The 26520-nt window shown below is 40.7% G+C and carries 15 protein-coding genes; 7 read left to right on the top strand and 8 right to left on the bottom strand.

Annotated elements, in window-relative coordinates:
- Positions 1–3 precede the first annotated feature (3 nt).
- The 6 genes from JKG61_RS16935 to JKG61_RS16910 form a co-directional block, all read right to left on the bottom strand.
- Entirely contained in the window at positions 4–1272 is a 1269-nt protein-coding gene (locus JKG61_RS16935; RefSeq protein WP_202104135.1) for a gliding motility-associated C-terminal domain-containing protein, read from the bottom strand.
- A gap of 244 nt (positions 1273–1516) precedes the next feature.
- A complete protein-coding gene (locus JKG61_RS16930; protein ID WP_202104134.1) occupies positions 1517–3784 on the bottom strand; it encodes a GH92 family glycosyl hydrolase in 2268 nt (755 codons plus the stop codon).
- Between the two features lie 104 nt (positions 3785–3888).
- On the bottom strand, positions 3889–4593 hold the full coding sequence (locus JKG61_RS16925; RefSeq protein ID WP_202104133.1) for a DUF3823 domain-containing protein: 705 nt from the start codon (positions 4591–4593) through the stop codon (positions 3889–3891).
- Between the two features lie 18 nt (positions 4594–4611).
- Positions 4612–6513: a RagB/SusD family nutrient uptake outer membrane protein gene (locus JKG61_RS16920; RefSeq protein ID WP_202104132.1), complete on the bottom strand. Its 1902-nt coding sequence runs from the start codon at positions 6511–6513 to the stop codon at positions 4612–4614.
- Positions 6514–6524: 11 nt separating this feature from the next.
- On the bottom strand, positions 6525–9635 hold the full coding sequence (locus JKG61_RS16915; RefSeq protein WP_202104131.1) for a SusC/RagA family TonB-linked outer membrane protein: 3111 nt from the start codon (positions 9633–9635) through the stop codon (positions 6525–6527).
- A 263-nt stretch (positions 9636–9898) separates the two neighbouring features.
- Entirely contained in the window at positions 9899–12391 is a 2493-nt protein-coding gene (locus JKG61_RS16910) for a hypothetical protein (RefSeq protein ID WP_202104130.1), read from the bottom strand.
- Positions 12392–12807: 416 nt separating this feature from the next.
- Here JKG61_RS16910 and JKG61_RS16905 point away from each other — a divergent pair, with 416 nt between their 5' ends.
- Complete coding sequence (locus JKG61_RS16905; protein WP_202104129.1) at positions 12808–13746, top strand: hypothetical protein; 939 nt, start codon at positions 12808–12810, stop codon at positions 13744–13746.
- A 446-nt stretch (positions 13747–14192) separates the two neighbouring features.
- On the opposite strand, the gene JKG61_RS16900 is transcribed toward JKG61_RS16905, so the two are convergent.
- Positions 14193–16388: an Ig-like domain-containing protein gene (locus tag JKG61_RS16900; protein WP_202104128.1), complete on the bottom strand. Its 2196-nt coding sequence runs from the start codon at positions 16386–16388 to the stop codon at positions 14193–14195.
- Between the two features lie 423 nt (positions 16389–16811).
- Here JKG61_RS16900 and JKG61_RS16895 point away from each other — a divergent pair, with 423 nt between their 5' ends.
- The 3 genes from JKG61_RS16895 to JKG61_RS16885 all read left to right on the top strand — a co-directional run bounded on the left by JKG61_RS16895 (position 16812) and on the right by JKG61_RS16885 (position 19408).
- Entirely contained in the window at positions 16812–17714 is a 903-nt protein-coding gene (locus JKG61_RS16895) for a helix-turn-helix domain-containing protein (protein ID WP_202104127.1), read from the top strand.
- A 314-nt stretch (positions 17715–18028) separates the two neighbouring features.
- Positions 18029–18805 (top strand): hypothetical protein, encoded by a 777-nt coding sequence (locus JKG61_RS16890; RefSeq protein WP_202104126.1) that lies wholly within the window; start codon positions 18029–18031, stop codon positions 18803–18805.
- Between the two features lie 21 nt (positions 18806–18826).
- Positions 18827–19408, top strand: a complete 582-nt coding sequence (locus tag JKG61_RS16885; RefSeq protein ID WP_202104125.1) for a hypothetical protein — start codon at positions 18827–18829, stop codon at positions 19406–19408.
- Between the two features lie 287 nt (positions 19409–19695).
- On the opposite strand, the gene JKG61_RS16880 is transcribed toward JKG61_RS16885, so the two are convergent.
- Complete coding sequence (locus tag JKG61_RS16880) at positions 19696–20865, bottom strand: TlpA family protein disulfide reductase (RefSeq protein ID WP_202104124.1); 1170 nt, start codon at positions 20863–20865, stop codon at positions 19696–19698.
- Positions 20866–21098: 233 nt separating this feature from the next.
- Between JKG61_RS16880 and JKG61_RS16875 the strand changes: the two genes are divergently transcribed.
- The 3 genes from JKG61_RS16875 (at position 21099) to JKG61_RS16865 (ending at position 26515) form a co-directional block, all read left to right on the top strand.
- Positions 21099–21686 carry an RNA polymerase sigma factor gene (locus JKG61_RS16875; protein WP_202104123.1) on the top strand — a complete coding sequence of 196 codons (588 nt, stop codon included), beginning with the start codon at positions 21099–21101 and terminating at the stop codon, positions 21684–21686.
- Between the two features lie 59 nt (positions 21687–21745).
- Positions 21746–22903, top strand: coding sequence for a FecR family protein (locus tag JKG61_RS16870; protein ID WP_202104122.1), 1158 nt, complete (start codon positions 21746–21748; stop codon positions 22901–22903).
- Positions 22904–23038: 135 nt separating this feature from the next.
- A complete protein-coding gene (locus tag JKG61_RS16865; RefSeq protein WP_237249520.1) occupies positions 23039–26515 on the top strand; it encodes a SusC/RagA family TonB-linked outer membrane protein in 3477 nt (1158 codons plus the stop codon).
- The last annotated feature ends 5 nt before the right edge of the window (positions 26516–26520 follow it).

Here is a 26520-nt window from a genome sequence, read left to right as displayed (position 1 = left end):
CTATTAATTTTCCTTTATTAATAAGACCCATCCTTTATGTATTGAGCTAAGAGGCCCTTCTTTTGTTTCTATAACATAATAATAAGTTCCTGCATTCAGACCGGTTCCATTCCAGCTGTTATCATAATTTGCATGTTCGTAAATGCTATTTCCCCAACGGTTATAAATCGTAATGGAGACATGATCAAAGGCCTCGATACCCCTTATCTCAAATCGATCATTCACACCGTCTCCATTTGGTGTAAACACGTTAGGAATAAAAAGCTCACTGGATAATGCAATAGATTTAGTAAACCAAGAGCGGTAGTCACTAGCCTGATTGGCTAAAGAGACAGCGCCCGAGCGATGGATTCCCTCTTCAACTCTTTTCGTGGACAGTCGATCGGCCTCCTCCATTGTCGTAAACTGGTAGATAGCCGCTTTTTCATCGGTATATTTTTCCTTATTTGCTGTGCTCGGGTGTTGCAGGGTCAATGTGGCATTCAGCGCTTGCATACTATATACCTGCCAGTTTACGTCTATACCCGATTGCGGACTTTTAAGCCGCATCTGACTATTAAAACTGTCACTGACCCGTGCGACTACCGTTCCTTCGATATCATTTTCCGATACCGTAAGGGGGGAGTATAGTTGCCTTGCGGTAGCGATAGGGAATACAAACTGTGAGCCAGCAGTAAGTATTTTGGAAACATGACCGTAATCAGTGCCCACGATCAGCTTTCGACGGTGACTATACTGGCTGAGTAGTGCATTGGCGTCAAAGGACAAGTTATACCCATTCAGTTGGATGTCTGCTCCATCTTGGGCAAGCTTTAGTTCGCTGCCAAAATTCAAAGCTGCAGCTTCTGCTCCGGATGGGTCGACTGTACGGTAGCCAGGATCATCGATATTATCGAGTAGTATTCCGGCCGTGTTGTGGTGCTCTACAAGCAACTTGATAAAATTGCCGTTATTCCCATCGATTACAGTAGGTTTCTTTTTAAGCCCGTTGTAATACGGATTCTCTGCTGGATTATGAATAAGCAATCGGCCGTTGCCCTGGATCTTTGCTTCGGGAGATATCCAGATACGCTGGCACCAGATTTCGAGTGTGCCATCAATAGTCCACTCCGCTTGCGGGCCAAAATAAATAGTTTCGCCGTACAGCGATCGTACACCTTCCGGTTCTATCTGTACGAAAGAATTTTCTAATATGGAACTTCCCTTATTCTCTTGCCCGAAAGAAAATTGAACAGAAACAAGAAATAAGGAAAAGCATACTACTGATTTCATTTATATAAATGATGTATAAAAGTGGAATACGGGCAAAATTACGATACATTAGTTGCAATTCTCAGTTTAAGGGGGGGACAATTGGGGGACAAATGTCAATATCGAGCTTCTTACAGTCAGTTTATCGGTATGCTCGTCGCATTTTTCGGATTCATTCAGTAAACAGTGTTATAATAGAAAGGTTTCGTTTAATATTATACAATACGCCTGAAAAGTTGTGCTTCAGGCGTATTGTATTTGACGTTTACTTCTCGGGCATCACAAAAGATGGAGGGGGATTAGCTGTTCCCCATTCTTTGTTGGGCCTATCACCCATTTCAAAATGCAAGACACCTCCTTTGGAGATTTCCTCGTGGCTGATCCATGCCCTGTTTATCGGAGAGTCATTGAGCCAAGCCTTCTGTATATATTTATTTGTTTTCGAAACATGGGGTGCAATTACTTTAAGAGTCTTGCCTGAAGACAACCGAATACTCATCTCTTCGAAGAAGGGAGAGCCTATAGTGTATACGGGTAATCCGGGTGTTACCGGATAAAATCCGATCATGGAAAATACCACAAATGCGGACATTCCACCACCGTCTTCATCACCGGGCATCCCCATCAAGTCGCTCCTGAACCACTGATTAATCAGTTCCTTTACACGTTTCTGCGTCATCCAGGGCTTACCTGCATACGCATACAGGTAGGGGATGTGAAGGCTGGGTTCGTTGGCCATCGAAAACTGTCCAACATTGCCGGTATGATCGGGCAGTTGACTGTAAAACTCAAACTTGCTACGTCCCAAGGGCTCCCGGAATGTGCGATCGAGCTCGGCAACAAAGGTATCTTTGCCACCCATTAATTGGATCAGGTCTGCTATATTGTGGGGTACATCCCACCTGTATACCCAGCCGTTGTTCTCTCCATAATACTCCCGGGCCCCTTGTCCTCCTGCAAAACGGTAGTCAAAAGGTTCTATAAAATTGCCTTTTTTATCTTTGGGATGAAAAAAAAGTGTCGACTTGTTAAATATATGCCGATAGTTCAGTGCATTTTTGAGAAAGGTAGCGGCGTCTTCCCCCTTCCCAAGAGCCACTGCCAGTTGTCCTAGAGACCACTCATCATAAGACGTTCCCAGGGTGACGGCCACAGGCTGGCGTTTTTCAAAAGGGTTTACCTCATCAATCTCTTCTTTCTCTCCCGGCCACAGGGCCGGTATATACCCCTGTTCTTTATAAAAGTCGTCCAGCCAGCCTGCGGGTGCCCCAGACCATGGTGCTAGGGTTTTTTCCCGCACAGCGCGCTTACCGGCCTCATAGGCTTTTAAGACATCAAAGTTTCTTAAACCTTTAGCATAAGCATCGGCGATGGTCACTACACCGTGATTGGAATTCATCCGACGCGAATCGCCGGTGATTTCCGGAAACGTGGGTAACCAAAAATGTTCCATCTGCTCCGCCATTCTGATATAAGAACTTAAAATGTGACTCTCTGTCGATTCATCAATAAGAATACGCAAGGGGTGGGTTGCTCTGTAAGTATCCCATATCCAATCGTCCGTAAAAAAAGGTAAAGGATCTTCATGTACCCGTCCGTCAAAGGCACTGAAGTATCGTCCATCTTCCGAGATATTTACCGGACGCTCGTAGCAGCGGTATAGTGCGGTGTAAAATACCTCCATATCCTTTAGATTCGAACTGCTGATCCGGAATTTCGAAAGCTCCCTATTCCACAGGTCACGTCCCTTGGAGGCCACCTGTTCAATCTGAAAATTGCGAATCTCACGTTTCAGATTTTTTTCGGCCTGCTCCAGACTGATAAACGATACGCCATAACGCATGTTTATGGTTTGTTCTGTATCTGGAAACCGTAGCGCACAGGCTAGTTTACTCCCCTTCGCTTTCTGCTCCTTCGGCAGTAATACCCCCTTTTCTATAATGCCTGATAGGGTGGGCTGCTGGTCAAACTCCGCAAAAAGATATACGGTCGTATTGTTGTCCAATTGTTGGGTAGCCTGTACCTTTCGGCCCTCTACCTGAATAGAGCCTTCGTCTGCTGTTAGGACGATCGCTTTCTCCTGTTGTCGGGTAAATCTTAGCTGGTAGATGGCAGATTGGTGAGAGGGCGCAAAATCGATCTGTATATCCTCATCCAGCAATCTTACACGGTATTGGTACGGTCGTATCTCTTCATTATCATAGCTGTAGGGACTTATCTGCTGCAGGTTGTCCTGTTCTCCCCAGTTACGTGGATGGAGTCCAAAAGCCGAACGGCCACGATGGCTTGTCACTAGCAGCGGAAGCCCTTCAAGCTGATCACCCGTATAGTCTTCGCGTTGCGGATAGACACGCAGCATACTATTTGGCAGATGTACCGTTGGGAATGTAGGTACTAAAAGATGACTAATATTACCTATGTAGGGATTTACATAGTCTACGGGTTGTGTAGCATGCTGAGCATATATCTCATAGGCGTTTGCTAAAACAAAGGTTAACAAACAAAAGAAACGCGATAGAAATGTTTTTATCATTTTTTCAGGATTAGCATATGCTAGCTCTACTTTTTTCTAGGAAAGAGAGCTAGCGTATGACTTGCATAGGTACAGTGTATTATGGATACCAAAAGAACTCGATATTACTGAATTGTTATTCGTATGGCGGGCGCATAGTTAAATTTGGCTTCACCGGCATTCATCAGTGCCCCTATTCTAAAATAATAGGGTTTACCGTTCATCAAACTTGTAGTATGCTGTGCCAGATCAATTTCTAAACGGTAAGTATTCGCTTCATCTACTGCGCCGTTAATTGTCTGCTGAACAGATACCTTATGTAGCGGCTCACCTACATTGATTTCTGTATGTGCAAACAGCCCGATTCGCTGTAGGGAATTCTCGACCGTTTTATCGAGACCGAATGTGGCTACAATTTTATTCCCCTGCTGGCTAATGTTTGCATTTTTGATACGCACATAAGGTAGCACTTCAAAATTGTGTTCTGTATTGCTGCTTACCGTTATTTCTTGCGATGGAGGTGGGACGAAATTTCCCCTAACAGCGCGTATGGTATACTTATTTGCAAACATCAGTTTGTTCTGGTACGTTCCATCGTTTTTGACAACCATATACTGCGTCTGAGGGTTAGCATAACCGTGTTCCACGTATTCGATTTGGGTTCCTCTCACGATATCCTGCTGGATTAGCTCCTTGGTTTCTATATCATATATACCGCCATGAATAGCAGCATTAGGGCCATCATAATTGTCTATTTCGCTCAATCCACAAGCAGAAAGCTGGAGCAAAAGACTTAAAGTGGCTAGTTTAATTATATTTTTTATTTCCATGGTTCAGTCTATTTTGAGTTAATGTTGTGGATTCTGTATGGCGCCATTTCCAGCCACATTCGGGATAGGGCGGTAGTAGTCTCTTTCTGGGAAATTCTGTACCTGAGCTCCTGGTACATTTTTACGAACGAAAATATATTGAGGTGTGCTTCCGCGTAAATCCATCATCGGAATCAAAGCTTGCTTTATCTTGTTTTTAAATACCGTATGAAAGGTGCGTCGCCGTATCAAGTCCCAGTACCCTTTATTCTCAAAAGCAAGCTCTACAGTACGTTCCCGTAGGACATTCGTTAATGTCAATGGGACAGCTACACGATGTCCTGCACGGACACGTATCGCATTCAATGCTTCTTTAGCTTTAATCTGGGCGCCATTTTCATCCATGCCGCTTTCTAGTACGGCTTCGGCATAGTTCAACAATACTTCTGCATAACGCATATCTATAAAGTCTGTGGTCGATTGCAGCCAGGTGTTGTATCGGCCACCTTCGTTCAGAAACTTACGCATTAAAAATCCACTACGTGTCATGTCGGCCGAACCATCAAAACCCGAATATTGGTTGGGCTGCTCCTTCCCGTAAGTATAATAGGTAACCGCATTATGCGTGTAGCTCCCCCTGCTGTCCATTAGGCTTCCATCTGTCCGTACGACGCCTCCCTGAATAACGATTTGCTGCCCTTTCCACATCGCGTTAGGATAGATTACCGAAGCAAAGAAACGGGCATCCCGCCCAGCGAAGATGTCCTCTGGGTGGTCAAAGTGTCTATAGCTCACACTGGGGTTGTAACCCTCAGTACCACTTATATTGCCGTCTGTTGTGGTGATGATCGGTGAAATCTCACCCGGTCGATCATACTCCTCGTACAGGTCGACAAGTTCTAAGATTGGATTCGTTCTGCCGCGGTGGGGAAAACCTTCCGAGGTTTGATTCGGGCCATTCCAGCCATCCAGGTCGTGTGAAATATTATTTCCCACCTGACCATATCCTTTTAAAAATATGGCTTCCTCGTTTGCCGAAGCCGGGTTATAAAATATCTCCTGGTAAGCTTTGATCGCTTCTTCCCGTGTTGCCGGATTAGCTTTATGTAATGAAAAACGACCAGATTCCATTATTTTTTCGGATGCCTCGATACATGCCCGGTAGTATTGCGCAGCTTCTATAGATGCTAAGCCTACGAGTTTTTGCGTTACGGCCTCCCCGGATAAGGGAGCCTGTTGCCAGTATTTGGCTACCGAGGCTGCATGCAGGGCTGCGCGCGATTTTAATGCATAGGCAGCCCATTTGGTTGCCCGGCGTTTGGAAGCATCGGTATTGCCGTGGTTTTCTGGCAATTTGGCAATAGCCTCATCGCAACTCGCCAGTACGAAGTCCCAGGTTTCTTTCTCTGTCTTACGAGATACTTTGAGGCTTTCGAAATCGGTAGTATATTCTTGGTTTTTATCTATAAGAGGTACCCCTCCATAGCATTTGGCAAGACCAAAATAGGTGTATGCGCGTAAGAAGTAAGCTTCCCCCATTAAAAAATCCTTCTCCGACTGTGCTATAGAAAGCGACGGAATAGCTTCAAGTAATATGTTTATGCTTCTATTTAGTTTATACCCTTTTTCCCACCAATCGTTCTTATATTCGTTCCAGTTGGGCCATTCGGAGTGTATAGCTTCCATACCGTATTGTGCTAACGAAAGAAAACCCGTGTTGCCCCGCGCATTGAACCCTTCTCGTGGAAAATAAACATGATCTTCGATAGGTGCTTGATAATAAAGATTCGCTAAAAAAGCTTTAACCCCGTTAGGGTCTGTAAGTACGACATCACCTGGGATCTTGTTTTTCGGATCCACATCCAGATAGCTGGAGCAGGAGGTGACTGTTGCTAGACTTAATCCACAGGCCAATAGCAGTTTACTTATGTTGTTTTTCATTTTGTTCAGATTTAAAAGGTAATATTAACACCCGCATTAAAACTTTTAATCAATGGATAATTGTATCCTGCTTCATAGTCGCCCTCATGGCGTTCTGGATCAAATTGCTTTAGAAAGGCGTTTGAAAATGTTAGCAAATTATGTGCATTTCCATAGAATCTAATTCCTTTGATATATTTTATGCCCTTCTCATTCAAGTTTATGGTATACCCCAGCTCGATACTCTTCATTCTAAGATAACTGGCTTTCATACGCCACACGTCACTTTCACGGTACGATGAAGACATGAATTCCGAAAATCGATTGGCCGGCCAATTGCCAGCTATCCACTCACTGTCGGGGTCGGATGGATCCGCCATATGCCAACGGTCGTAGAAATATTCGGGTAGGTTACCATTGTTGAAAAACATCTGTGAAAAAACTTCATTAAAGCGTATTGAATACATAGAGGCTCCTTGAAATACCATATTTAGGTCTATACCGCGCCATGCCCCATTGATTACAAACCCGTAAAATAGCTTTGGCGTACGGTTTCTAAAGTTGGGCAGCATATCTTTGTCGTCAATAAGACCATCTCCATTGACATCCTCATATGTATAATCGCCTGGGAGCAGCAAGCGGTTGCCATTATTCTTGTCATAAACAAGGGCATTGTATATTTCCTCCATACTGTGGAACTGGCCGGTGCGCTGATAGCCCCAGCTCAGGTCGTTCCAACGATTGGCATATCCTGAGCGCCACCTATCCCAGCTACTCGTTGCCTCAGGCTTATCAACTACTTTGTGCATCGTACGTGCAAGGTTCATGTTGACACTCAATCCGTACTCCAATTCACCGATTTTATTCTGATGGCCTACTACAAAGTCAAAACCTCGGGTCAGTTCGCTTTCATAATTTTCGATAGGCATGGTGCCGCCAAAGGTGTTAGGTAGGCCACCGCTCCTTGTAATAAGCTTGCCTGTCTTTTCTCTTTGGTAGTAGTCTACTTCGAATCGTAATTTATTATTGAATAAGTCAGCTTCTAACCCTACATCTGCAATATCCGAAGTTACCCAGGTAAAGTTAGGGTTGATAACGCCTGGAGCTCCTAGTCCTCCCGTGTATGTGCCATCTGCAAATTCGGCTCCCTGATTAGTCACAGGTGAGAAACCCAGTACATGTTGAAAAGGGTCTCCCACATTTTCGCCGATGCGACCAAATGATCCTCTAATTTTTAAGTTGTCAATAAATGCAACATTATTTTTGATAAATGGCTCTTCAGAAATGCGCCATCCTGCTGATATACCGGGAAAGAACCCCCATCGTTTGCCAGGTGCATAGCGGTATGAACCATCGTAACGGAATGAGGCGCCTAGCAAATAACGACCCTTATAGTCATAATTCACCCGTCCCACATACGAAAGGTTTGCTTCCTCTTCTTCTCTACCCTCATTGGTCTGTCTACCGGAAGCATAATCGACCACATCTGTAGTGAAAAATTCATATTCGCGCCATAAATAAGCAAATTTTTTCTTGTAGCGCTTCTGTTCAAATATGGCCGTAGCCTGTACATTGTGTACTTCTTTAAAGGTGCGGTCGTAGGCAAGTTGGGCCTGAAATACAACACGGTCTATATCATCAATGGCATTAGCTATACGTGGGCTATTGATGACAAGGGAAGTCATATCAGGGTTATAAACCTTATAGTTCTTCCATACGTTTTTGTTAAACATATTCCGGCTATCGTATGCTAAGGTACCGATGGCTTTCAATCCTTCTACAAAGGGAACATCGTAGGTCAATCCTACCGAAGAAATAAAATCTTTGTTCTTACTTTCTGTATAGCCTGCATAGTCGCGTTGCGACATGATGACTGCATTTTGCTGGTTGTAGATATTCGCCGGATAGTTAGCATCCTGGTTGATGTACGGGCCTTCGGTCGGGTGGCTTATAAATGTACCCTTGTACATCCAGATAAATCCGTCGCCACCAGGGTATTGTCGTAGACTGTGCTTGCCCGATACCATAAAATCAGCTTTCAATCGGTCGCTCAACTTAGCCGTGAGATTGGTCCTGAAGTTGTAGCGGTCGTATTTCATGTCACCGCTCTTGAAGAGGCCCTGCTCATTGAAATAACCTATACTTGCAAAGTAATTGATGGCATCTGTGCCGCCCCTGACTGAAAAGTCGTGCTGGGTCTGTAACGCTGATTTCTTAAAAGTTTCATCATACCAGTTTGTACTTTGATAACCCGTACCGCCCTGCCTCCATTTATCAAGTTCAGAATTATCAATATTAACGATCCCGTCACGGTAATAAATGGCATCCCGATACATCTCCAGATATTGTGCTGCAGAGGCCATTTTGGTTACATAGGTCGGCTTTAATACCCCTAATGCCCCCGTATACGTAAACTCAGGAGTCCCTGATCGTCCTTTTTTTGTAGTAACGAGTATTACACCATTTGCTGCATTTAGGCCATAGATGGCCGCCGAAGCATCTTTCAATACCGATATGCTTTCAATATCATTGGGTGTCAGCTGTTGAAACTCGACTCCACCATCACGCACGATTCCGTCTATCACATATAATGGCTCCCCAAATCCACGGATATTTATCGAGGATTTGAAACTACCCGGTTCAGCATTATCCTGGCGGATCTGCAAACCAGGGATTTTACCCTGTAGGCTTTGCGCGAGGCTAGCGTTTGTCGTTGTCGATATTTCTTTTGACTGGATCGTAGATATGGCAGCCGTCACGTTACCTTTCTTCTGCGTACCGTATCCGACAACGACCACTTCATCTAGCCCTTGCTGACCTATCTCTAGCGCAATTTGGATAAATCCGCGCGATATGACCACCTCTTTGCTGTTGGCTCCAAGGTAACTGACCAGTAGTGTTTCACCAATGCTAGCTTCAATAGTAAATTGTCCTTGACGGTCAGTTGCGGCCGACCTATCGGTATTTTTGATCTGAACCGTTGCGCCCGATAGTGGTTGCCCTGAATTATCGACAATTTTTCCTCTAACGGTTTGTTGTTGCGTTAGGTTAATTCCCGCGGTACGTATGGAGGGTAATGCAATGGCACCGGATGGCCCCATGCAATAAGCTAACGCAAGAGGTAGTATGACGTAGCGTGTCATTTTTTTTCGATGTATGCTCATAAGTTATATAAAGTGGTTTTAATTAGTTATACTTTTCAGGTATTTGAAGCAGTTCTATTGCTTGGATAGTACCAGCTAAGAACTATCTTTAATCATAGAGAGTTGGTTCATCGCGTTAGAGTTTATAGATCAGATAACACGAAGTAAATAGTCGAGGTATAATTTTGACTTAATATTTTATTAATTTTTGAATTAATTGTATAAATAGCTGTTTTCTAGGCTTTTATTTTTATTAAAAAAAATTAATAGCGCACTATAATTTCTTTGAAAGAGACGTCATATTCCTGATCGTATAACTTTTGGTACTCTGTAGCAAATGATTCATAGGCTTGTTTGGCCTCTTGGTGAGAGCCCATTTGGGACAGAAGGAAGCAACGTACCATCATAGCTTCCTCGTTCATCAGATCATAATGTCCTATCCGCTTGGCTATAATCAGGTGGGGTCCACCAAACTCGTGTACTGGATATTTTTTTAAAAATATAATATAACTATCTGTCACCTTCGAAGCGACCAGTCCTTTCGCTTCATCCATCCATTCAAAATCCATATCCATCAGAAATGCCCCCCTTTCTAAGAAGCCGGATAGTAGAAGCATTTGTTCTAGTAAGGACTGCTGCGTGATATTGATACGCCAAAAATCGTTTAGGTCCACCCGTAGATTATTGTCAAATTGGAATTGCCAATAGCCTGTATCTTTGGAGAGATGGATTCCTTCTACTGCCCCCAATACATTTTTTAATTTACCGATATTAACCAGGAGGTTGTTTCTTGCACTTTTCGTATCCTTATCAGACCATAGCAGCTCGTAGAGTCGCTCCGAGCTCGCACCAGCCTTGTTGAGAATGGTTTGTAGAACAATAAATAGAAACAACTGTTTTAACACCGGTGTGAATTCTTTGGTAATATCTACTCCTCTTTTATCTACTACTTGAAAGTTTCCAAATAAATAGACCTTATTCCCGGTTTGTTCGGGTGTGCTATCCATTAATGAATAAGACGGTACTGGCCTCTGCTTCTTTTTCCGTAGAAGCCACATACTGGCTACAAGCGCAAAAGCACCGCCGATCATGATCCAAGTAAGATGGGGGTGACTAGGAGGGCTTATTTCGGTCAATGGCATGGGTGGGAAATACAGACCGTATAATTGTGCATGTACTTCAGTACCATCGTCGTATAGTGTAACGGCGATCAGCTGTTCATTTTTATCGGCAAAGAATAGATCCGCAAAGGAATTAATATCTTGAAAACGGAATGGTATACTGTCTGCTAAAGCGGTAAGTGGGCCACCTAGCAAGGACCCACGGACTAATTTTATGGCACTATCAAATATATTTTTAGGGTAAGTCAGCGCGTAAAATTGCTGGTTAATGCTGTCTATCCACAAAGAATTACCAAGTACAAATTCTTCCGTACGGGGTGGTAGCTCCCACAATTTACGTAAATGCTGTGTTTTAAAGTCAAAATACAACATATCGTAATAATGATGGGGGTTGAGTCCCTGTTTGCCTGATTTGCTTCCAAATCCACCAAATATATAGACGCCGTCACTGGTGCTTCCTACACTAGAAAGATAGCGTGGAGCATAAGCGGGATCCGAAGTAAACAATGTGTCGAATTGACCTGTCCGTAAACTGGCCTTCATCAACCCACCTTTATAGGTAAAATATCCATAACCACCAAGTAGGTAAATGGCAGAGTCGACCGGCGAATAAAATTTATTGGCATGCCAAAAAGCCGTTTTTTCTCTTTTTTTGTAGGAAGTCCGCCAGCTTCGCTTCTTAAAATCGAAAACATTTACAATAGGTTCGTCCGGAAAAAAATTATATAGCGTATTTGTTTCGGATACGAATATGGATTGATTACCAGCTTGCAGGCCCAGAGGACCACTGCTGTAAATTATGTTTTGAACACTGTTACTTGCAAGATCGACGATATGCAAAGCAGTGTCTCCTATAAAGATTACACGTTCATTGACCTTATCGAAGGCTACGCTACTGGCATGGCCCAATTTGATGTCGGCTAATAGCTGCCAGCGGGTATGTAGGGCTTTTATCCAGTTGGGATTAGTCACCATACCCGTAATTCTGCCCAGGCTATCGGCAACTTCCTGGCCCCTACTTTCAGCAAGTAACCACCGGCTCAGTAGCTGTCCTTGCTGGCGGATCTGCAAGTCACGTACGTACATAGGAGGGACATCCGTATTAGAAAAACCGGCAATAACATTCGCGCCAAAGCTGAGCTGAGCCTGTCCTTTACCCTTATAGCCAAATCGAGCAGTCTGCACGATATTGTTGACTTTTATCTCTACTTCTTGGCTATGCTGCGAAATCTTTACCTGTACGGGCAGCCATCCATAGGGATCGGGCGTCGTGTTAGGCAGTTTCAAAATGTACTGTTGGTCTCCCACCACCAGACTGAAAGTCTGGTTATTCTTACTAAAGTCGTCGCATACAAGATCTATATTGAATTGCTTATCAAGGATCATACGGAATACATAGCCATAGTAGGAGAGTTGATTGGCTTTAAATTTGAGATCAAATGTTAAAAGGATCTCCGCATCTTTTTCAAGGTCAAATGCGGGTGAAAATAAGAGTGAAGTACGTTCGTTCTGTACTTTTTCATAGCTTCGAAAAGCTAGTCCAGCTTCTTGTCCCCAAATAACATAGGGTAAAGCAAAAAATAGCAATATAAAAACCTGGATTGAAAATCGAAATGCAAAAAACTTTTCTTTCATCTTGTACGCAAGCTACTAAATTAATTTAGTACACTTATAAAGGTTAGCAACCGGCTTGTTTAAAACAAATTTAAAGATAGGCTTTTTTACCTCCAATTTTTAACGTTGACTTTTTTGATTTCTGTAGATAAACCAATAGATAGATTAGCCCGGTTTTAATTAAAGGCACTCCGAGCCATGTAACATTAGCCACCGTTGTTTTTCGAAAGAATTGGTTATTCAATAAAATAGTCGAGGAAGGTGGGTATAGATGTTTAGGAAGGATTGCACCCGAAGAAAAGTACAATCATGAAATTAAAAATGTATCATAATTATATCTTATTTTAGTATAAGGTTATCCGACAAATAGAGGAGATCATATGATACTTTGCTAAAACTGATAAAAAATGTGTGATGCCAAAAAATATCCCGTAAAGATGAAATTTAGAATACTGATACTGCTTGTTTTTCTTTGCTTCTTCTCCAATGCTCAAGAGACATTTAGATACACAGAGGATTTAAGGAAAGAGATGCGTTATAAGGTAGAAGGAAATGGCTATCCAAACCGTGGTCTCAAGGAATTTAAGGACGATTTAACCAGCCTCTTTTCCCAACAGAATATCTGTCGAAAGCTGGAGGGACTCCCTTTGGCAAAGATATTTTTTGAGGTAGATTTTAATGGGGGCGGACAGCCTTCCATTAGTCTTTTTGGAACAACACTTAAAGCAAACGAAAGTACGCTGTTTGAAAATATAATATTTGATCAGCTCAACCAAATTGTAGGAAGATTTAAGCCAGCGATATACTCGGATAGCATTTTAACAAGAACTTATCTTGTCGAGTTCTATTTGAATAACAATTTAGAGAAAATCATTGTTACACGACCTTCATTTGAAGCATCTGTCCATAATAGAGTATACAGTAATCGTTGCTTTACATTATACTCCAGAATAACAGGCATAGAGCGCCCTCACGATCTATTCTACGCTACAGAAATAGACCCGCAATATAAAGGGGGAATTAATTTCTTAAAATTCGAATTAAACCGTCTCTTAAAAAACGGGAGTGATATTATAGATACAGGCAATTGGTCCAAGGATAGTGTCGATATCAGTTTTATAATTGACAGAGACAGTAGATTCGGAATGTTTGAAGATTTTGGTGTTAAAAGCAATGAAGAGCGTTTAATTATCGAGAAATTAAAGCTATTGTCTTGCTATTGGCAGGCTGCAATATCTGGAGGAAGGCCGCTGAACTGCGCAGCAAAGTATCGTTTCGTATATAAATATGCTGCGCCAACAGATGATGGAGGTCAAAAAAAGGTTTATTTGATTGATATAAAGCGTCTAATAGCCAGTGAGGGAGATTTTTTATAACGGATCTATAATAAATTCATCATCTTTTTTAATTACTATTTGTTGATCAAAGGACTTTGTGGTACACAGTCACTCCATTTTTGGCCGGTAGCTCTGGGCGTGGTATAAGGCTTTTTATGATAGCCATAAGTAGTCTACTATGGCTTTAATGATTAATGCAGGCTCTCGGCTTTGCTATAGGTTGGTTAATCAATAAAGGAGCATATTATACAGATCGATGTCATTGTTGCACTATCATTAGCTCAGTGGTATAAGCTTAGCGTAAATTTTAAATTAGAAAAACCCTGTTCAGTAGCTGTTCAGGGTTTTTTAATGAATACTATTTTTCTCCTTCTACGGAGGCGCTTATTTGTAGTAGCAGTAAGTATTGTCACTATAGAGGTGTATTTTTTTTGATATTCAATTTGTTGTTGATTTGTCGAGGTCGTGTTTTCTTAGATGTTACTTTACTTTTTTTCCAGAATAATCTGTTCGTTCCACCAATATGGGATTATTGTTGATTTACTAGAATGCCAACGTGTATTAAAGCCCTTGAGTGCAGCAAAGTTTATCTGTATGCGTGTCGGAGTAAGATATTTCAAGATTGCTGGCCCAGGACCGCCCATAGCTTGGAAGTTGACTAAGATATCTTGTTCCCAAGTATCAAAATAAATAGTTGAACGAGGTGTGCTTTGCACGTACTTTTTCATGTTATTATCTTGATCACGAAAGGTCATTGCGTCCTGGAAGATATAGCTATTGTTATCTTCGACGATCATGGTGAAGTAATCGATTTTTTGCCGATTAAATTCTTGTTTAAGCCAATCTCCTTTCCAGTTTTTATGATCTTCACTAAAATAAATTGAAGATGCTTCCCAAGTACCATTTAAGTCCCATAATGCATTAAAAGTAGTCTCCATATAAGTGTCATCCGCTTTTCGAAAAGAGGCTTCTACACGTTGTTGGTTAGTCGAGCCTAATGTCCATTTATTAACTGCAACCCCTGATATATCTGTCGTCGATTCCGCACTTTGAAGCTTTCCGCTACCATCTTTAACTTTCCATACTACTTTATTCCCAATTGCAGGATTGCCCAACGCATCTGTTAACTTTACTGCAATTTCAGAATCTAATGTGACCCCCGGCTTTCCGAATTGCAAATTTCCCCTGACTATCTGAAGTGTTTCGGGATTCATTTGATCGTCATATGTCGCTCGAACACGCTGCTTTGCAAGCATACCAATTTGAGATTGTTCGAAAACTAAATCAAATGTAAACTCAACCTTACCTGTTGTACCAATACCCGTTGCTTGAAAGATGATTCCTTGTTCTCCGTCTGTATGGCTCATTTGTATAGCAGAATTAGAAATGTTTTCAATTCGGATTTGGGACGCACGCACACCACGTGCCGCTTTATTTGAGGATTGTGGAATTAAAGACTCTGGTTTTGCTAGCGTATTTTCTATTTGGAAAAAAGAAGTAATTGCATTTCCCATAGCATAGAATTTTTTATAGGAGGGTAAGACACGTTCATATGCTGATACCAAGGAATTTATAAGGCTACTGCGTGTTTTGTCTTTCATCTTAATCGAAAAGCTGTAAAAGTTAAATGCAATATTCTGTTCGAGCCCTTGCCCGATTTTAAAATCCATTTTTTGTTCTTGGATATCGGAGCTTGATTTAAACATGCTATCACTGTTTTGCATTTTAGTATCCAGAAGATCTTCGGTAAAAACTATCGCGATATAGTTGTAAAGTAAATTTACAGCTGCCATGGCGTTGTCGACTAAACCACATATAAATAAAGCTCCCCCAATAGAAATCGTGGTTCCGCCAATAAGTGCTATCGGTCCCCAGATTCGGCTAGCATATGTTGTTGCTTCGGTAACAATAAGGTGTCCCAATACCCAAACAGCAATGCCTTTCATTATATTAGAAAACTCTATGGCGGGCTTCATAAACAGCGCTTCATAGTCGGGACTTAATTTCGGATTAGACACAGCTAGACGCGTTAAACTATTTGCAGGTGTTAAAAATTGGAGATTTAAATTTTCACGAATTGCGAGTTTTGCGAGATCATTGACTTCAAAGTTGGAAAATTTTTCAAGTTCTCGATCTTTTAAAGTTTGTTTAATTAAGTTACGGTATAAATGTAAGTAAATGTTGCGATCTTCTTTGCTCATTTTTTTTAGATCATCTTCAAACTTTTGTCGCATGTTACCAAACATCGATTGGTCGTTAAATAAGCCCGCTACTATGTTCCATATTTCGTCTTTGATAGCGTTTTCACCGGTGTTAAATGAATACGGTAAGATTTTAAAGGGCGCCTGTATGTTTTTTCCAAGTTGCTGAAGGTCGATGAAATAGTCGCTGGATGCAATTGCGGGTATATAAAGTATCCCTGTGCTATCTGTTAAGCGTAGTATGTCAATTGATTCGGGACCGAACTTTGCCCTGTAGCGTTCTTGTTCAAGCTTGAAGTTGAATTTAAGCTCAATGGCTTCTCCAGGGAGTCCTGTGGATTTGCTTAGCGTAACTTCCTTATTGGTGTTAGACCCGATAGACTCTTCTGGCTCATCTGCTGTTCCTCCCTTTTTACAGGAGCTCAAAAGAAGCGAAAAGAACAAAAAGCCAATTAAAATTTTAAAATAGGATTTCATCATGGTGCTAAAGTTTATATTTACTTGTTCACTATAGCCCTTTTCCAAATAATTGTATCTAGGTTGTGAGCGGCCACGGATAAGCGGGTACAATAGTGATACGTGCATTCAAATTAAGAAGTAATTTTACCACTCTCTTTTATACTAATGATAAATTGAACAACAAATTTAATCTAGATTTTACTATTAATAAATACCCAGGTGTGGGTATTTGTGACTTTCAGCGGAGCTAAAACATGTATTTCGTTTTGATTCATTTGTTCTTGTTCCCTTTATCATCTAGAGCAACTCTTCTCTTTTATTTTTTTCTGGGGGTGGCCTGTTTTTGGTTTGTTCCCTGTTTAAAACCAAAAAGCAATTTAAGGAAAGTCGACGCTCCTGCATTGACATTTTTTGTATTTTAGCTATTGGTAATCAAACAAGCTTATGCAAGTAAAATTTTATGAGACAGATCCTTTACTAAAAGATCATATATTGATGTTTGCTTTTGCGGAACTGTCCGTAGAAGAGCTTTCTAAGACTAAATTTCTGCCGGATAATGCAACTTCATTAACATTATTCTTGAATACTAATCCTTCCGTAAGAGACCATTTTACCGGAGCTATTGTAGATTACAGAATTACTTTTGCAGGACAGTATTCCAAATCGGTCCTATATACACCCAAGGAAGATATCCGTATTATCAATGTAGATTTTCTTCCCTGGGGAGCTTATTCCATTTTCGGGATAGAGCAATCGCAATTACATAACATTACTTCGGATGCTACCGTTCTGTTTCCTGACCTAAAAAAACTCCTACCCGAATTGGAAAGTCATTTGCACGATGATGGGTACTGTGTTAGGGTTTTGGAGAAATTCTTGATTGGCGAACTCCAAAAAAGAACAAAAACCACCGATGAAAGGATTATTAAAGCCTGTAGGCAAATCACAGAAAACCTTGGAAAGGTACAGATAAAAGAACTTTGTAAAAATATAGGTATGTCACATTCTGGGCTTACGAATTATTTTACAGCAATAATAGGTGTTAACCCCAAACTATTTGGACGTGTAGCCCGATTTACAGCCGTTCAGAACTTTCTGGGAGAAAACCCAAATGCCGGCTGGAGCGATATTGTCCACCAATTTGATTATTTCGATCAAAACCACTTTATACGTGAGTTTAAGCAATTTACCGGGGCAGTTCCCAAGGATAGAAGACAATGGGAAGCTTTGTTCGACCCCTTGCAAAAAGCAATAGAGGAAGGTTTTGGCGTAGATGAAGAGCAGATGAAAAAATACAGAGATGCTTCTTTATATCAGATTTTGCACTACATTGAGGTAAGGAGCTGACCGATTAAACCGATAAAAATTAACATGATATCTATAGCATAAGGTCGATTTTTACGATTTTATGCTATTTTTTTTCTAGGCCTTTATCTTACTTTGTTATTGTTTTTAAACTAAAAGCAAACTAATTATGACAAAAAAAGCACTTTATATGCTGCTCTTTCCGGGAATATTCTTTTTCATCATGAGTTGCTCGGATGATAACAATCAGCCAGGCGTGTCTAATTAGAGCATATGAAATACTCATGTTTAGCGAAGCACAAACACCCATAGTCCGGCAGCTGGCGGATGACAGATAAAAAACAGATTATACACCTATGAAAACTATCACAAAAATAACATTCGCATTATTTGCAATAATGCTCGTTTTTACGTCTTGTAGTAAAGATAATGACAATGCGGCACCTAAAGTAGCCAAAGAAATCACAGTCGACGAGCTGCTAACCTATCAAATTGTAGAAGAAATTAGTGTAAAACCAGAATATATCCCTGAATTGGGCAACCAAATCTATTTTAGGGTATATGTTCTAGAACGCAATATAAACAACACCGAAAGATTTTTCATGAGATCATACACTGCATCTACTCAATCTGTTGCAGAATCCGCTATTACTTATAATGCAGAGACAGGTATTACGACGCTCAAAACAAATTTTGGGTATGTAGAACTGACAAGGGATAAAAACAATCAAATCGAGCTGAAAGGAGGTCATTATTTCAATGAAAACAATAAAAAAATACAGACCAAATACATGCAGCTTGTAAAACTGACTAACGACGTATTTGTCCACCAGACATACAAAGCAGTAAGCGGAAACGGGTATTATCGTTTTTCTAATCTCAAATGGCGATACAAACAAGATTCTGCTCCCGCTGATGGCGAATTAACATGGAATTATGAACGATATAAGAGTACATTATGGGCCGGATATGATGGCGGAACAGCAAAGTACTTAAACTTATTTGTCGTTATCCCCAAAGGAAATGGCTGGAAAGGAAGTCATCTGGACAAAAATCTTTTATTAGTTTATGTCTACGATCAGAATAAACAAATACAAATTGGAGATATTACTATTTGTGCTCTGGATAATTAAAAAATAATAAATAACCCTGATATGAATAAATTAATCAAACAATCCTTATTCGCAATAATAGCAGTAAGCCTTACATCTTGTTCTAGCATCCAGCAAGCGGCACGCACCGTAGATAATTCGGGCGTGCTCATCCCTCCATCATCTTCAGGAACAGCAAGAAAAACAGCAGGTAGCGGCGTTACCAACACCACAAAGATCAATGCAGGTACATTTTATATCATCAATGTAGGCAGTCAAAAAGCATTGACCAATCCTAAAAAAGAAAAATTTACTAAGCTTAGGTTGAATGATTTTGATGGCAGCAATCTGCAGAAATGGGAAGTTATCCAAGCAAAAAACGGTACCGTTCAGCTTAAGATGTATGATACGCCCAATTGGTATATCTATTTTTCCAATTCGGTTTGGTTGAGTGTGAATAGCGAAGGAGCCGAAAATTTTACCTTAAAGCCTGCTGCTGGAACAAATAACAAATTCCATTTAGCTTCGAGCACCTATGGTGGAAAAGTTCTTATATGGGACGGCGACAACAGTTACAACGGGACACAGACCGCGGTATTGCAAAACAACAAATTCGACCAATGGGAATTGGTGCCTGCGAGATAGTTCTTTTCACCATTCTTTTCCGCTACAGAATCGATTTCATAAAGTTGTTCTAAAAAAGCTGTATACCTGTTGATAATATCCCAGAATAGAATGGTCGAATAGATGTTTTTTATAGAAAGTTTAAAACATATATATACTTTTTCCAAGCTAGGGTGGTATATTTCGTTTCATATCCACCAGCCTCTTTGTTGCCAAAGTAATCATCAAATAAGATAAAGAGAATAGGATCACATGAGCTAGTCGGATCATTGGTTGTTATTCCTGCCGTTTTCTTTCAAGTGCCTTATTTAATTTTTAGATAGGTTTGCCGTGATTATTTTCTGTAATTTATTTATACCATAACCCTTGTCATTTTTGAATATTATTTTCCCCTCTCTATCGATCAGCAATAGTGTTGGTACGACCGATATGCGGTATAGGTTGCTTAGTTTTTTTCGATGGTCAAGTATATGTCTCCATGTCATTTCGTGTTGTATAGTAGCATTTCTAAAATCGTTCTGATCTCTATCCAGGCTGATTCCTATCACTTCCAGATCATCTATGTGGAATCGCGTTGTTAACTTTTTGATGTCTGGTATCTGAGCGATACAGGGACCGCACCAAGAAGCCCAAAAATCCAGAAGCACCAATTTTCCGCGTAGGTTCTTCAAGCTGATGATATTGCCGTTATAGTCTACCATCTCAAAGCCTGGAGCAAACTCTCCAACTTGTATTGGGGCTTCTTTTGACGCTCGTAGCGATTCTATACTATATGTAACGTTCTCCGATGTGGTGTATTGTTGTGGAAAGGTTTCCAACATAAAAGAAATCAGATATTCCACATAGTCCGGTGCTGCTTTTGCAATAATATTACTAGCGTCCAGTACCTGAGTCTTAAAAAACCAAAAAGAGAAATAGTCGTCAGGATAGTCTTTCAGATAATTGATCGTAATACTATTAAAAGGTTTGATTATATCTACGTATTTATGCTTCAGCGAATCCGATCTCATAAAAGTATTCCCATGCTCTTGCCAAAAGGATGATATGGGTTCTCCATGTTCTTTTCTTACCTGTAAAAGGCCCGCATACATTGGACTCGTAGTAGGATCCATTATTCTGTCGGCATTTACCGCGCTGCAATCTAACCTCTCCATCCCGTCAATATCTCTTTTTATATTCATGTTTATCTGTGCAGGTGCCGTACCGATCAAGTAGTCATAAGATTGACCGCCTTTGTAGGTGATTGAAATATGTGCATAAGGAGCAAAGATCTCTCTGTTTACAAGAACTTTATTGTTCACGATACTATCCACGTCAAACCCGTTTATGCCGTCGTTGATGATGATTTTAAAATCATTTTGAGCATACTGTCCATTGAAGGAAAGCGAAAGATTTGTTTTTCGCTGGGCAAATCCGGTTGATCCCGCTATTAGCAGCAGTAGCACGGTTAAGGCAAGGTTGAAGCATGTTTTTGTCATTTCCTTTTTCTTTGATAAAGTATTATAATTCAAAATATTATTTATTTTAATTCCTTTTATACTTTTAACATACTTTATGCTTTAAAGAAATAGAGCTGATCAAAATAAATTTCTAGAGGTGCCGAAGTTTTGGTTAGTGTGTGCTTTGAGCCGTACTGATTATGATATGCTTTAGATTATTTAAGTTAATCCAATTTTATCTACCTTTATGTCATCTAATCAGAATAACCAAAATGCAGTTGACAGGTGTAACTATAAAAGAGTGTGAGCTGATACAACAGTTTCATGACGGAGATGAAGGTGCCTTTGTTTGGGTTTTCAAGACTTTTCAGCCCGCTCTTGTGTTTTTTGCCAACAGAATGCTTTCATCCCAAGATATTACCGAAGCTGAAGAGGTGGTGCAGGACGTATTTATGCGATTTTATGCAAGAAAGAAGAACTTCCAAAAGATTAGTTCTATTAAGGCATTTTTGTATATCAGTACTAAAAATCGCTGTTTGCAATTACTTGAAAAGGACGCCGTGCGACAACGAAGGTTTCAAGACTATAGATATATGTATACCGATGTACAGGATAGTATATTAGATGATATTCTGTACTCAGAATTAATCCGTGAATTGTCAGATGCGATAGAACAGCTGCCTCCCCAATGTCGTGCTGTCATCAAGTATTTTTTGGAAGAAGGCAAAAATGCAAAAGAGATAGCTTCATTGTTGGGCGTTAGTGTTAGTACGATCAATAACCAAAAATCCAAAGGAGTAGCTTTGTTGAAAAAGCGCCTTTCAGACAGTACTTTTTTATTTATTTCTCTGTTTTTCTAATTTTTTTCATTTTTCTATAGAGAGAACTCTGTTTTTCCGGTTTCTATAGAAAAAGGGACATGGATGAGCAACAGCTAGAATACACATTTCATATAACTAGCCTTCTGACGAAGAAGGCTCAAGGAGATCAGTTATCGATAGAAGAAGAACGTGTGCTTGCAGGATGGCTGTCAGAGCAATCTATCCGTAAGCATTTTGTTGATAATGCCATAAATCCGGAAATAGTAGGTAAGGATATTGTCCGGATGGGACTTTTGACAGATTCGGATGTTCAGTTGGAGATGTTCAGGACACGGCTAGCTCAAAAGAAACGGATGATAGTATTCAGGCGTTGGGTGGCGGCGGCAGCGATTTTCTTAGCCTTTGGTTTTGGAATGTGGGCGGTATGGTTACAGCTTGCTACAGAGACATCCCCAGTTAAGCTGACCAGTCGATACGGAGAAGATGTCCGTCCAGCTACAAATGGCCCTATCTTACAGCTTGACGATGGTAGCGTCATTAATCTAGATAATAAAGCCGAGGGGATTGTAAGTCAATCAGGAGATATTACTTATGTCGATGGAGAATATGTTCAAAACATATCAGCTGATGTCAAGTGGGTTACGTTGAGCATTCCTAATGGTAGTAACTATAGAGTAACCTTGTCAGATAGCTCGGTCGTCACATTAAATGCTGGCTCTTCTTTAAGATATCCTACCCGTTTTGATAGTCAGGAAAGAAAGGTGGAGTTAAAAGGAGAAGCCTTTTTTGATGTCAAACATATACCGTCACAAAAATTTGTAGTGGAGACAATGAGGCAGCGGATTTCTGTCTTAGGGACAGAGTTTAATGTGCGTGCATATACACAGCAGGAAGCAACTTCATTGATTAAAGGGAAAGTGGCAGTTCGTAGTCACGAAAAAGATATTTTTTTATCTCCAGGAGATCAGGCAGTTGTTGATAATACGAGCTTGAACAAACGCACTGTTGATGTTGAGGAAACAATTTCTTGGCTTGATGGGCGTATTGCTGGAAGTTTAGTCGGTTTGCAGGAGGTGAGCCCCGATATTGAAAGAAGATACGATGTACACTTTGTCTACCCTTCGGATTATCAAGCAAGAGAGCGTGCTTATATTAATATCGATGCTACCGAAAATCTTTCTGTAGTACTTCAGGCGTTAGAACAGACGTATAAAGTACAATTTAAGATAAAAGGAAAGGAGGTTTTTGTTTTTTAGAAAGAATACGATTACAATAATGCGCTTTTGTCTTAATAAATAAAAAAGCTGTCCTGATTCGCGGTCGGGACAGCAGTAGTCAGGACAATAAGCTAAAGGATTAACTAACACTTTTTAACCTAACAAACAAATGTAATGAATAAAACTATTCTTGACAATGGATGGATATTTCATGCCGTAGATAATAGGCGCTATCCAACCATTTCCAAACACATGTTACGAATTATGAAACTACTTTTAGTGTCTATTTTTGTGTTCATTTATAGCGCATCAGCTTCTAGTAATGCCCAACAGGTTTCTATTGTAGCAAAAGAAACCTCGTTTCGTGTAGTTATGCAACAAATAAAGAAGCAAACGGGCTATTCTTTTGCTATTACTGAAAGTCACATGCGATCTGCTAAGCCTATTAGTTTGAATGTCAGGCAGGATTTAAAAGATGTATTGCCTCTGATTTTTGAAAATCAACCATTTGGATACAAGATGGAAGGCAAGATTATCCTAACTGTTGATAAGAAGAGAGAAGATGTGAGGACTGCAGTTGTGGCAGATTTTCAACAAAGTGAGATCAGTGGGCGCGTTGTAGACACTTTAGGTCAGCCGCTGGCTGGGGTAAATATCATTTTTGGAAAAGCGAAAAAACAAACTTTTCAAACCGATCAAAACGGAGCATTTCGTCTACCTATCGAGGCCGATGGTGAGCAGGTCGTTTTTAATTTTTTAGGATTTCAAAAGCATAGTCAACAATTGAGTTCCAGCCATGGGCCTTACCTTATTAAGTTGAAAGAAGCTAGACAAGAGGTAGATGAAGTTGTCGTTACAGGATTATTTTCACGGCCTACTGAGAATTTTACAGGAGTTGCTACGACTATTTCAGGAGACCAGCTCCGCAATGTCAATTCAATGAATGCCTTAGAGGCTATGAAAGTTTTTGATCCGGCCATTCGTATGCCTGACAATCTAAATTTTGGATCTGATCCGAATAGATTACCCAATATCAGTTTACGCGGAACCAATAATTTCCCATCTCAGGGTGGTACCACCGGAAACATTCCTTCCTCTGGTGCTGATTTTATGTCGGCCTATCAAACCAATCCAAGCATGCCATTGTTCATTCTAGACGGGTTTGAGAGTAGTTTGCAGAAAATCAGTGATCTTGATATAAATAGAATAGAACGAATTACCATTTTAAAAGATGCAGTAGCTACGTCTGCCTATGGGTCCCGAGCTGCTAATGGAGTGATAGTCATCGATACCAAGCAGCCGGAAAAGGGTAGAGTCCGGCTTAATTATACGGGGACTTTACAAGTGACCGCCCCCGATCTGACATCCTATAATCTCTTAAATGCCAGTGATAAATTGGAACTAGAGCGTATCAGTGGCTCTTTTTTCACGACCAATCCTTATCATCAAATATTTTATGACAACTTGTATAAACAGCGTAAGCTAGCTGTCGAGAGTGGTGTAGATACCTATTGGTTATCCCAACCTCTCCGTACAGGTGTTGGTAATAAACATGCGCTTTATGTTGATGGAGGTGACGATTATGTCCGTTATGGTGTTAATGTCGGATATACCAAAAATACCGGCGTGATGAAAGGCTCTGATCGGAATGTTTATGAAGGAGGGATGCAGCTTTCTTATAGAAAATCCAATTTCCTCGTTCGCAACCAATTCAATCTGACTGTTAATCAGTCAAACAATTCACCCTATGGAGCCTATTCTCAATATACCCGGCTTAATCCATATTGGTCCCCATTCGATGAGAGTGGCGATGTACTAAAAGTATTAGAAGTTTTCTCTAATCCAGGGATTTTAGGACAGACATTGGTTGGCAATCCGCTATACAACGCTTCTTTAGGGACAAAAGATTTTAGTAAGTACTTTGGTGTCACCAATCAGACATTTTTGGAGTGGAAGTTCAGCAATGGGTTAAAGTTGACAGGAAAGCTCGGGCTTACGAAACAGGAGGATCAGTCTGATAAATTCCTGCCCGCAGACCATACGAGTTTTATTAATGTAACCGATTATAGTTCAGAAGAGTATGCTTTACGGGGCAGCTATGATCGTAGCAATAGTAGTTTTTTTGCTTACGACGCTAGCCTTACAGCAGATTATAATAAAACCTTTGGAAAAAGCTTAGTTTTTGCAACACTGGGAGCAGCTGCAGCCGAGCAGAATAGTAAAGCCACAGCGTTTGTTATGAAAGGATTCCCTAATGCGAAGTTAGATGAGCTTTATTTCGGGAAAGAGTTTTTGAGGAACAGTCGTCCTACAGGGCAAAATAATATTAATAGAAGAGTATCCGTTTTTAGCAGTATAGGTTATACTTATGATAAACGCTATTTGGTCGACTTCTCCTTTAATACGGATGGGTCAACTCAGTTTGGTTCGAAAAACAGGTTTGCACCATTTTGGGCGGTAGGGCTTGGTTGGAATGTGCATGAAGAATCATTTGCGCATTTTTTGACAGACTTAGGTGTCACTCGTTTTAAAATAAGAGGAGGGATAGGTACTACCGGTAGTCAACAATTTTCTCCATACATGGCACTGAGCACATACCAGTATAACACTGCTCAGGATTATGTAGGTATGTTCGGCGCCACATTGCTCAGTTATGGAAATGAAAGATTGAAATGGCAGCAAACCCAAAAACTTAATCTAGGTGCTGATATTAATTTCTTAAAAGACTGGGTCACACTTCGGATGGAAGTCTACAACGAAAAGACCAATGATTTACTTTTAGATATTAACACACCTCCGTCGTTGGGTGTTAGCTCTTACAAAGAGAACGTTGGCAAGCTGAAGAACATTGGAGTAGAGGGAAGTATTAATTTCTTTGTTATGAAAAACGAACCAAGGTCGATGTTTTGGAGTTTTTTCGTAAACGCTATTCATAATAAAAATCAGATTCAGGAAATTTCCAATTCTCTGAAAAAAATGAATGACCAAAATGATCAAACTGACAATAACCTTCAAACTAGGCCACAGCTTCGTTTTCAAGAAGGACAGTCGGTCAATGCAATCTGGGCTGTGCGGTCTGCGGGGATTGATCCTAGCAACGGGCAGGAGTTGTATATCAAAAAGAATGGAGATCTTACCTATGTATGGAATGCTGCCGACAAAGTAATCGTGGGAGATGCTATTCCCGATTTAAGTGGCAACTGGGGGACTAATTTTTCTTACAAAGGTATACAGGTTGGAGCCTACTTCTCTTATCAGTTAGGAGGTACGTTATATAACCAGACGTTGGCCGATCGAATTGAAAATGCAAACATCCGTTACAATGTGGACGAACGCGTATTGTTAGGACGTTGGAAAGAGCCAGGAGACGTTACTTTCTTCAAAGGATTGAAAGACCTGAACGGTCTGACGGTGACGACACCGACCAATGCGACTTCAAGATTTGTTCAAAAGAACAACTTTATGGAATTGGAATCGGTGTCATTGGGATATATCTTGTCCGACAAGATTACTTCTAGATGGAAACTTTCTAATACACGATTTAGCTTACAGGCCAATAATCTGGCTCGGATTTCTACCATTAAGGTCGAACGCGGGTTGGACTACCCTTTTGCACGAAACTTCACATTTACAATCAATACCTCATTCTAAATACT

Origin of the sequence: Sphingobacterium faecale (assembly GCF_016746095.1) — a bacterium.
GTDB lineage: Bacteria > Bacteroidota > Bacteroidia > Sphingobacteriales > Sphingobacteriaceae > Sphingobacterium > Sphingobacterium faecale.
This window is presented reverse-complemented; position numbering and strand designations above follow the sequence as displayed.

Bases quoted from the DNA above. Each gene is read 5' to 3' on its own strand.
- JKG61_RS16935 (WP_202104135.1), bottom strand. From the start codon at position 1,272: ATGAAATCAGTAGTATGCTTTTCCTTATTTCTTGTTTCTGTTCAATTT.
- JKG61_RS16930 (WP_202104134.1), bottom strand. From the start codon at position 3,784: ATGATAAAAACATTTCTATCGCGTTTCTTTTGTTTGTTAACCTTTGTT.
- JKG61_RS16925 (WP_202104133.1), bottom strand. From the start codon at position 4,593: ATGGAAATAAAAAATATAATTAAACTAGCCACTTTAAGTCTTTTGCTC.
- JKG61_RS16920 (WP_202104132.1), bottom strand. From the start codon at position 6,513: ATGAAAAACAACATAAGTAAACTGCTATTGGCCTGTGGATTAAGTCTA.
- JKG61_RS16915 (WP_202104131.1), bottom strand. From the start codon at position 9,635: ATGACACGCTACGTCATACTACCTCTTGCGTTAGCTTATTGCATGGGG.
- JKG61_RS16910 (WP_202104130.1), bottom strand. From the start codon at position 12,391: ATGAAAGAAAAGTTTTTTGCATTTCGATTTTCAATCCAGGTTTTTATA.
- JKG61_RS16905 (WP_202104129.1), top strand. From the start codon at position 12,808: ATGAAATTTAGAATACTGATACTGCTTGTTTTTCTTTGCTTCTTCTCC.
- JKG61_RS16900 (WP_202104128.1), bottom strand. From the start codon at position 16,388: ATGATGAAATCCTATTTTAAAATTTTAATTGGCTTTTTGTTCTTTTCG.
- JKG61_RS16895 (WP_202104127.1), top strand. From the start codon at position 16,812: ATGCAAGTAAAATTTTATGAGACAGATCCTTTACTAAAAGATCATATA.
- JKG61_RS16890 (WP_202104126.1), top strand. From the start codon at position 18,029: ATGAAAACTATCACAAAAATAACATTCGCATTATTTGCAATAATGCTC.
- JKG61_RS16885 (WP_202104125.1), top strand. From the start codon at position 18,827: ATGAATAAATTAATCAAACAATCCTTATTCGCAATAATAGCAGTAAGC.
- JKG61_RS16880 (WP_202104124.1), bottom strand. From the start codon at position 20,865: ATGACAAAAACATGCTTCAACCTTGCCTTAACCGTGCTACTGCTGCTA.
- JKG61_RS16875 (WP_202104123.1), top strand. From the start codon at position 21,099: ATGCAGTTGACAGGTGTAACTATAAAAGAGTGTGAGCTGATACAACAG.
- JKG61_RS16870 (WP_202104122.1), top strand. From the start codon at position 21,746: ATGGATGAGCAACAGCTAGAATACACATTTCATATAACTAGCCTTCTG.
- JKG61_RS16865 (WP_237249520.1), top strand. From the start codon at position 23,039: ATGAATAAAACTATTCTTGACAATGGATGGATATTTCATGCCGTAGAT.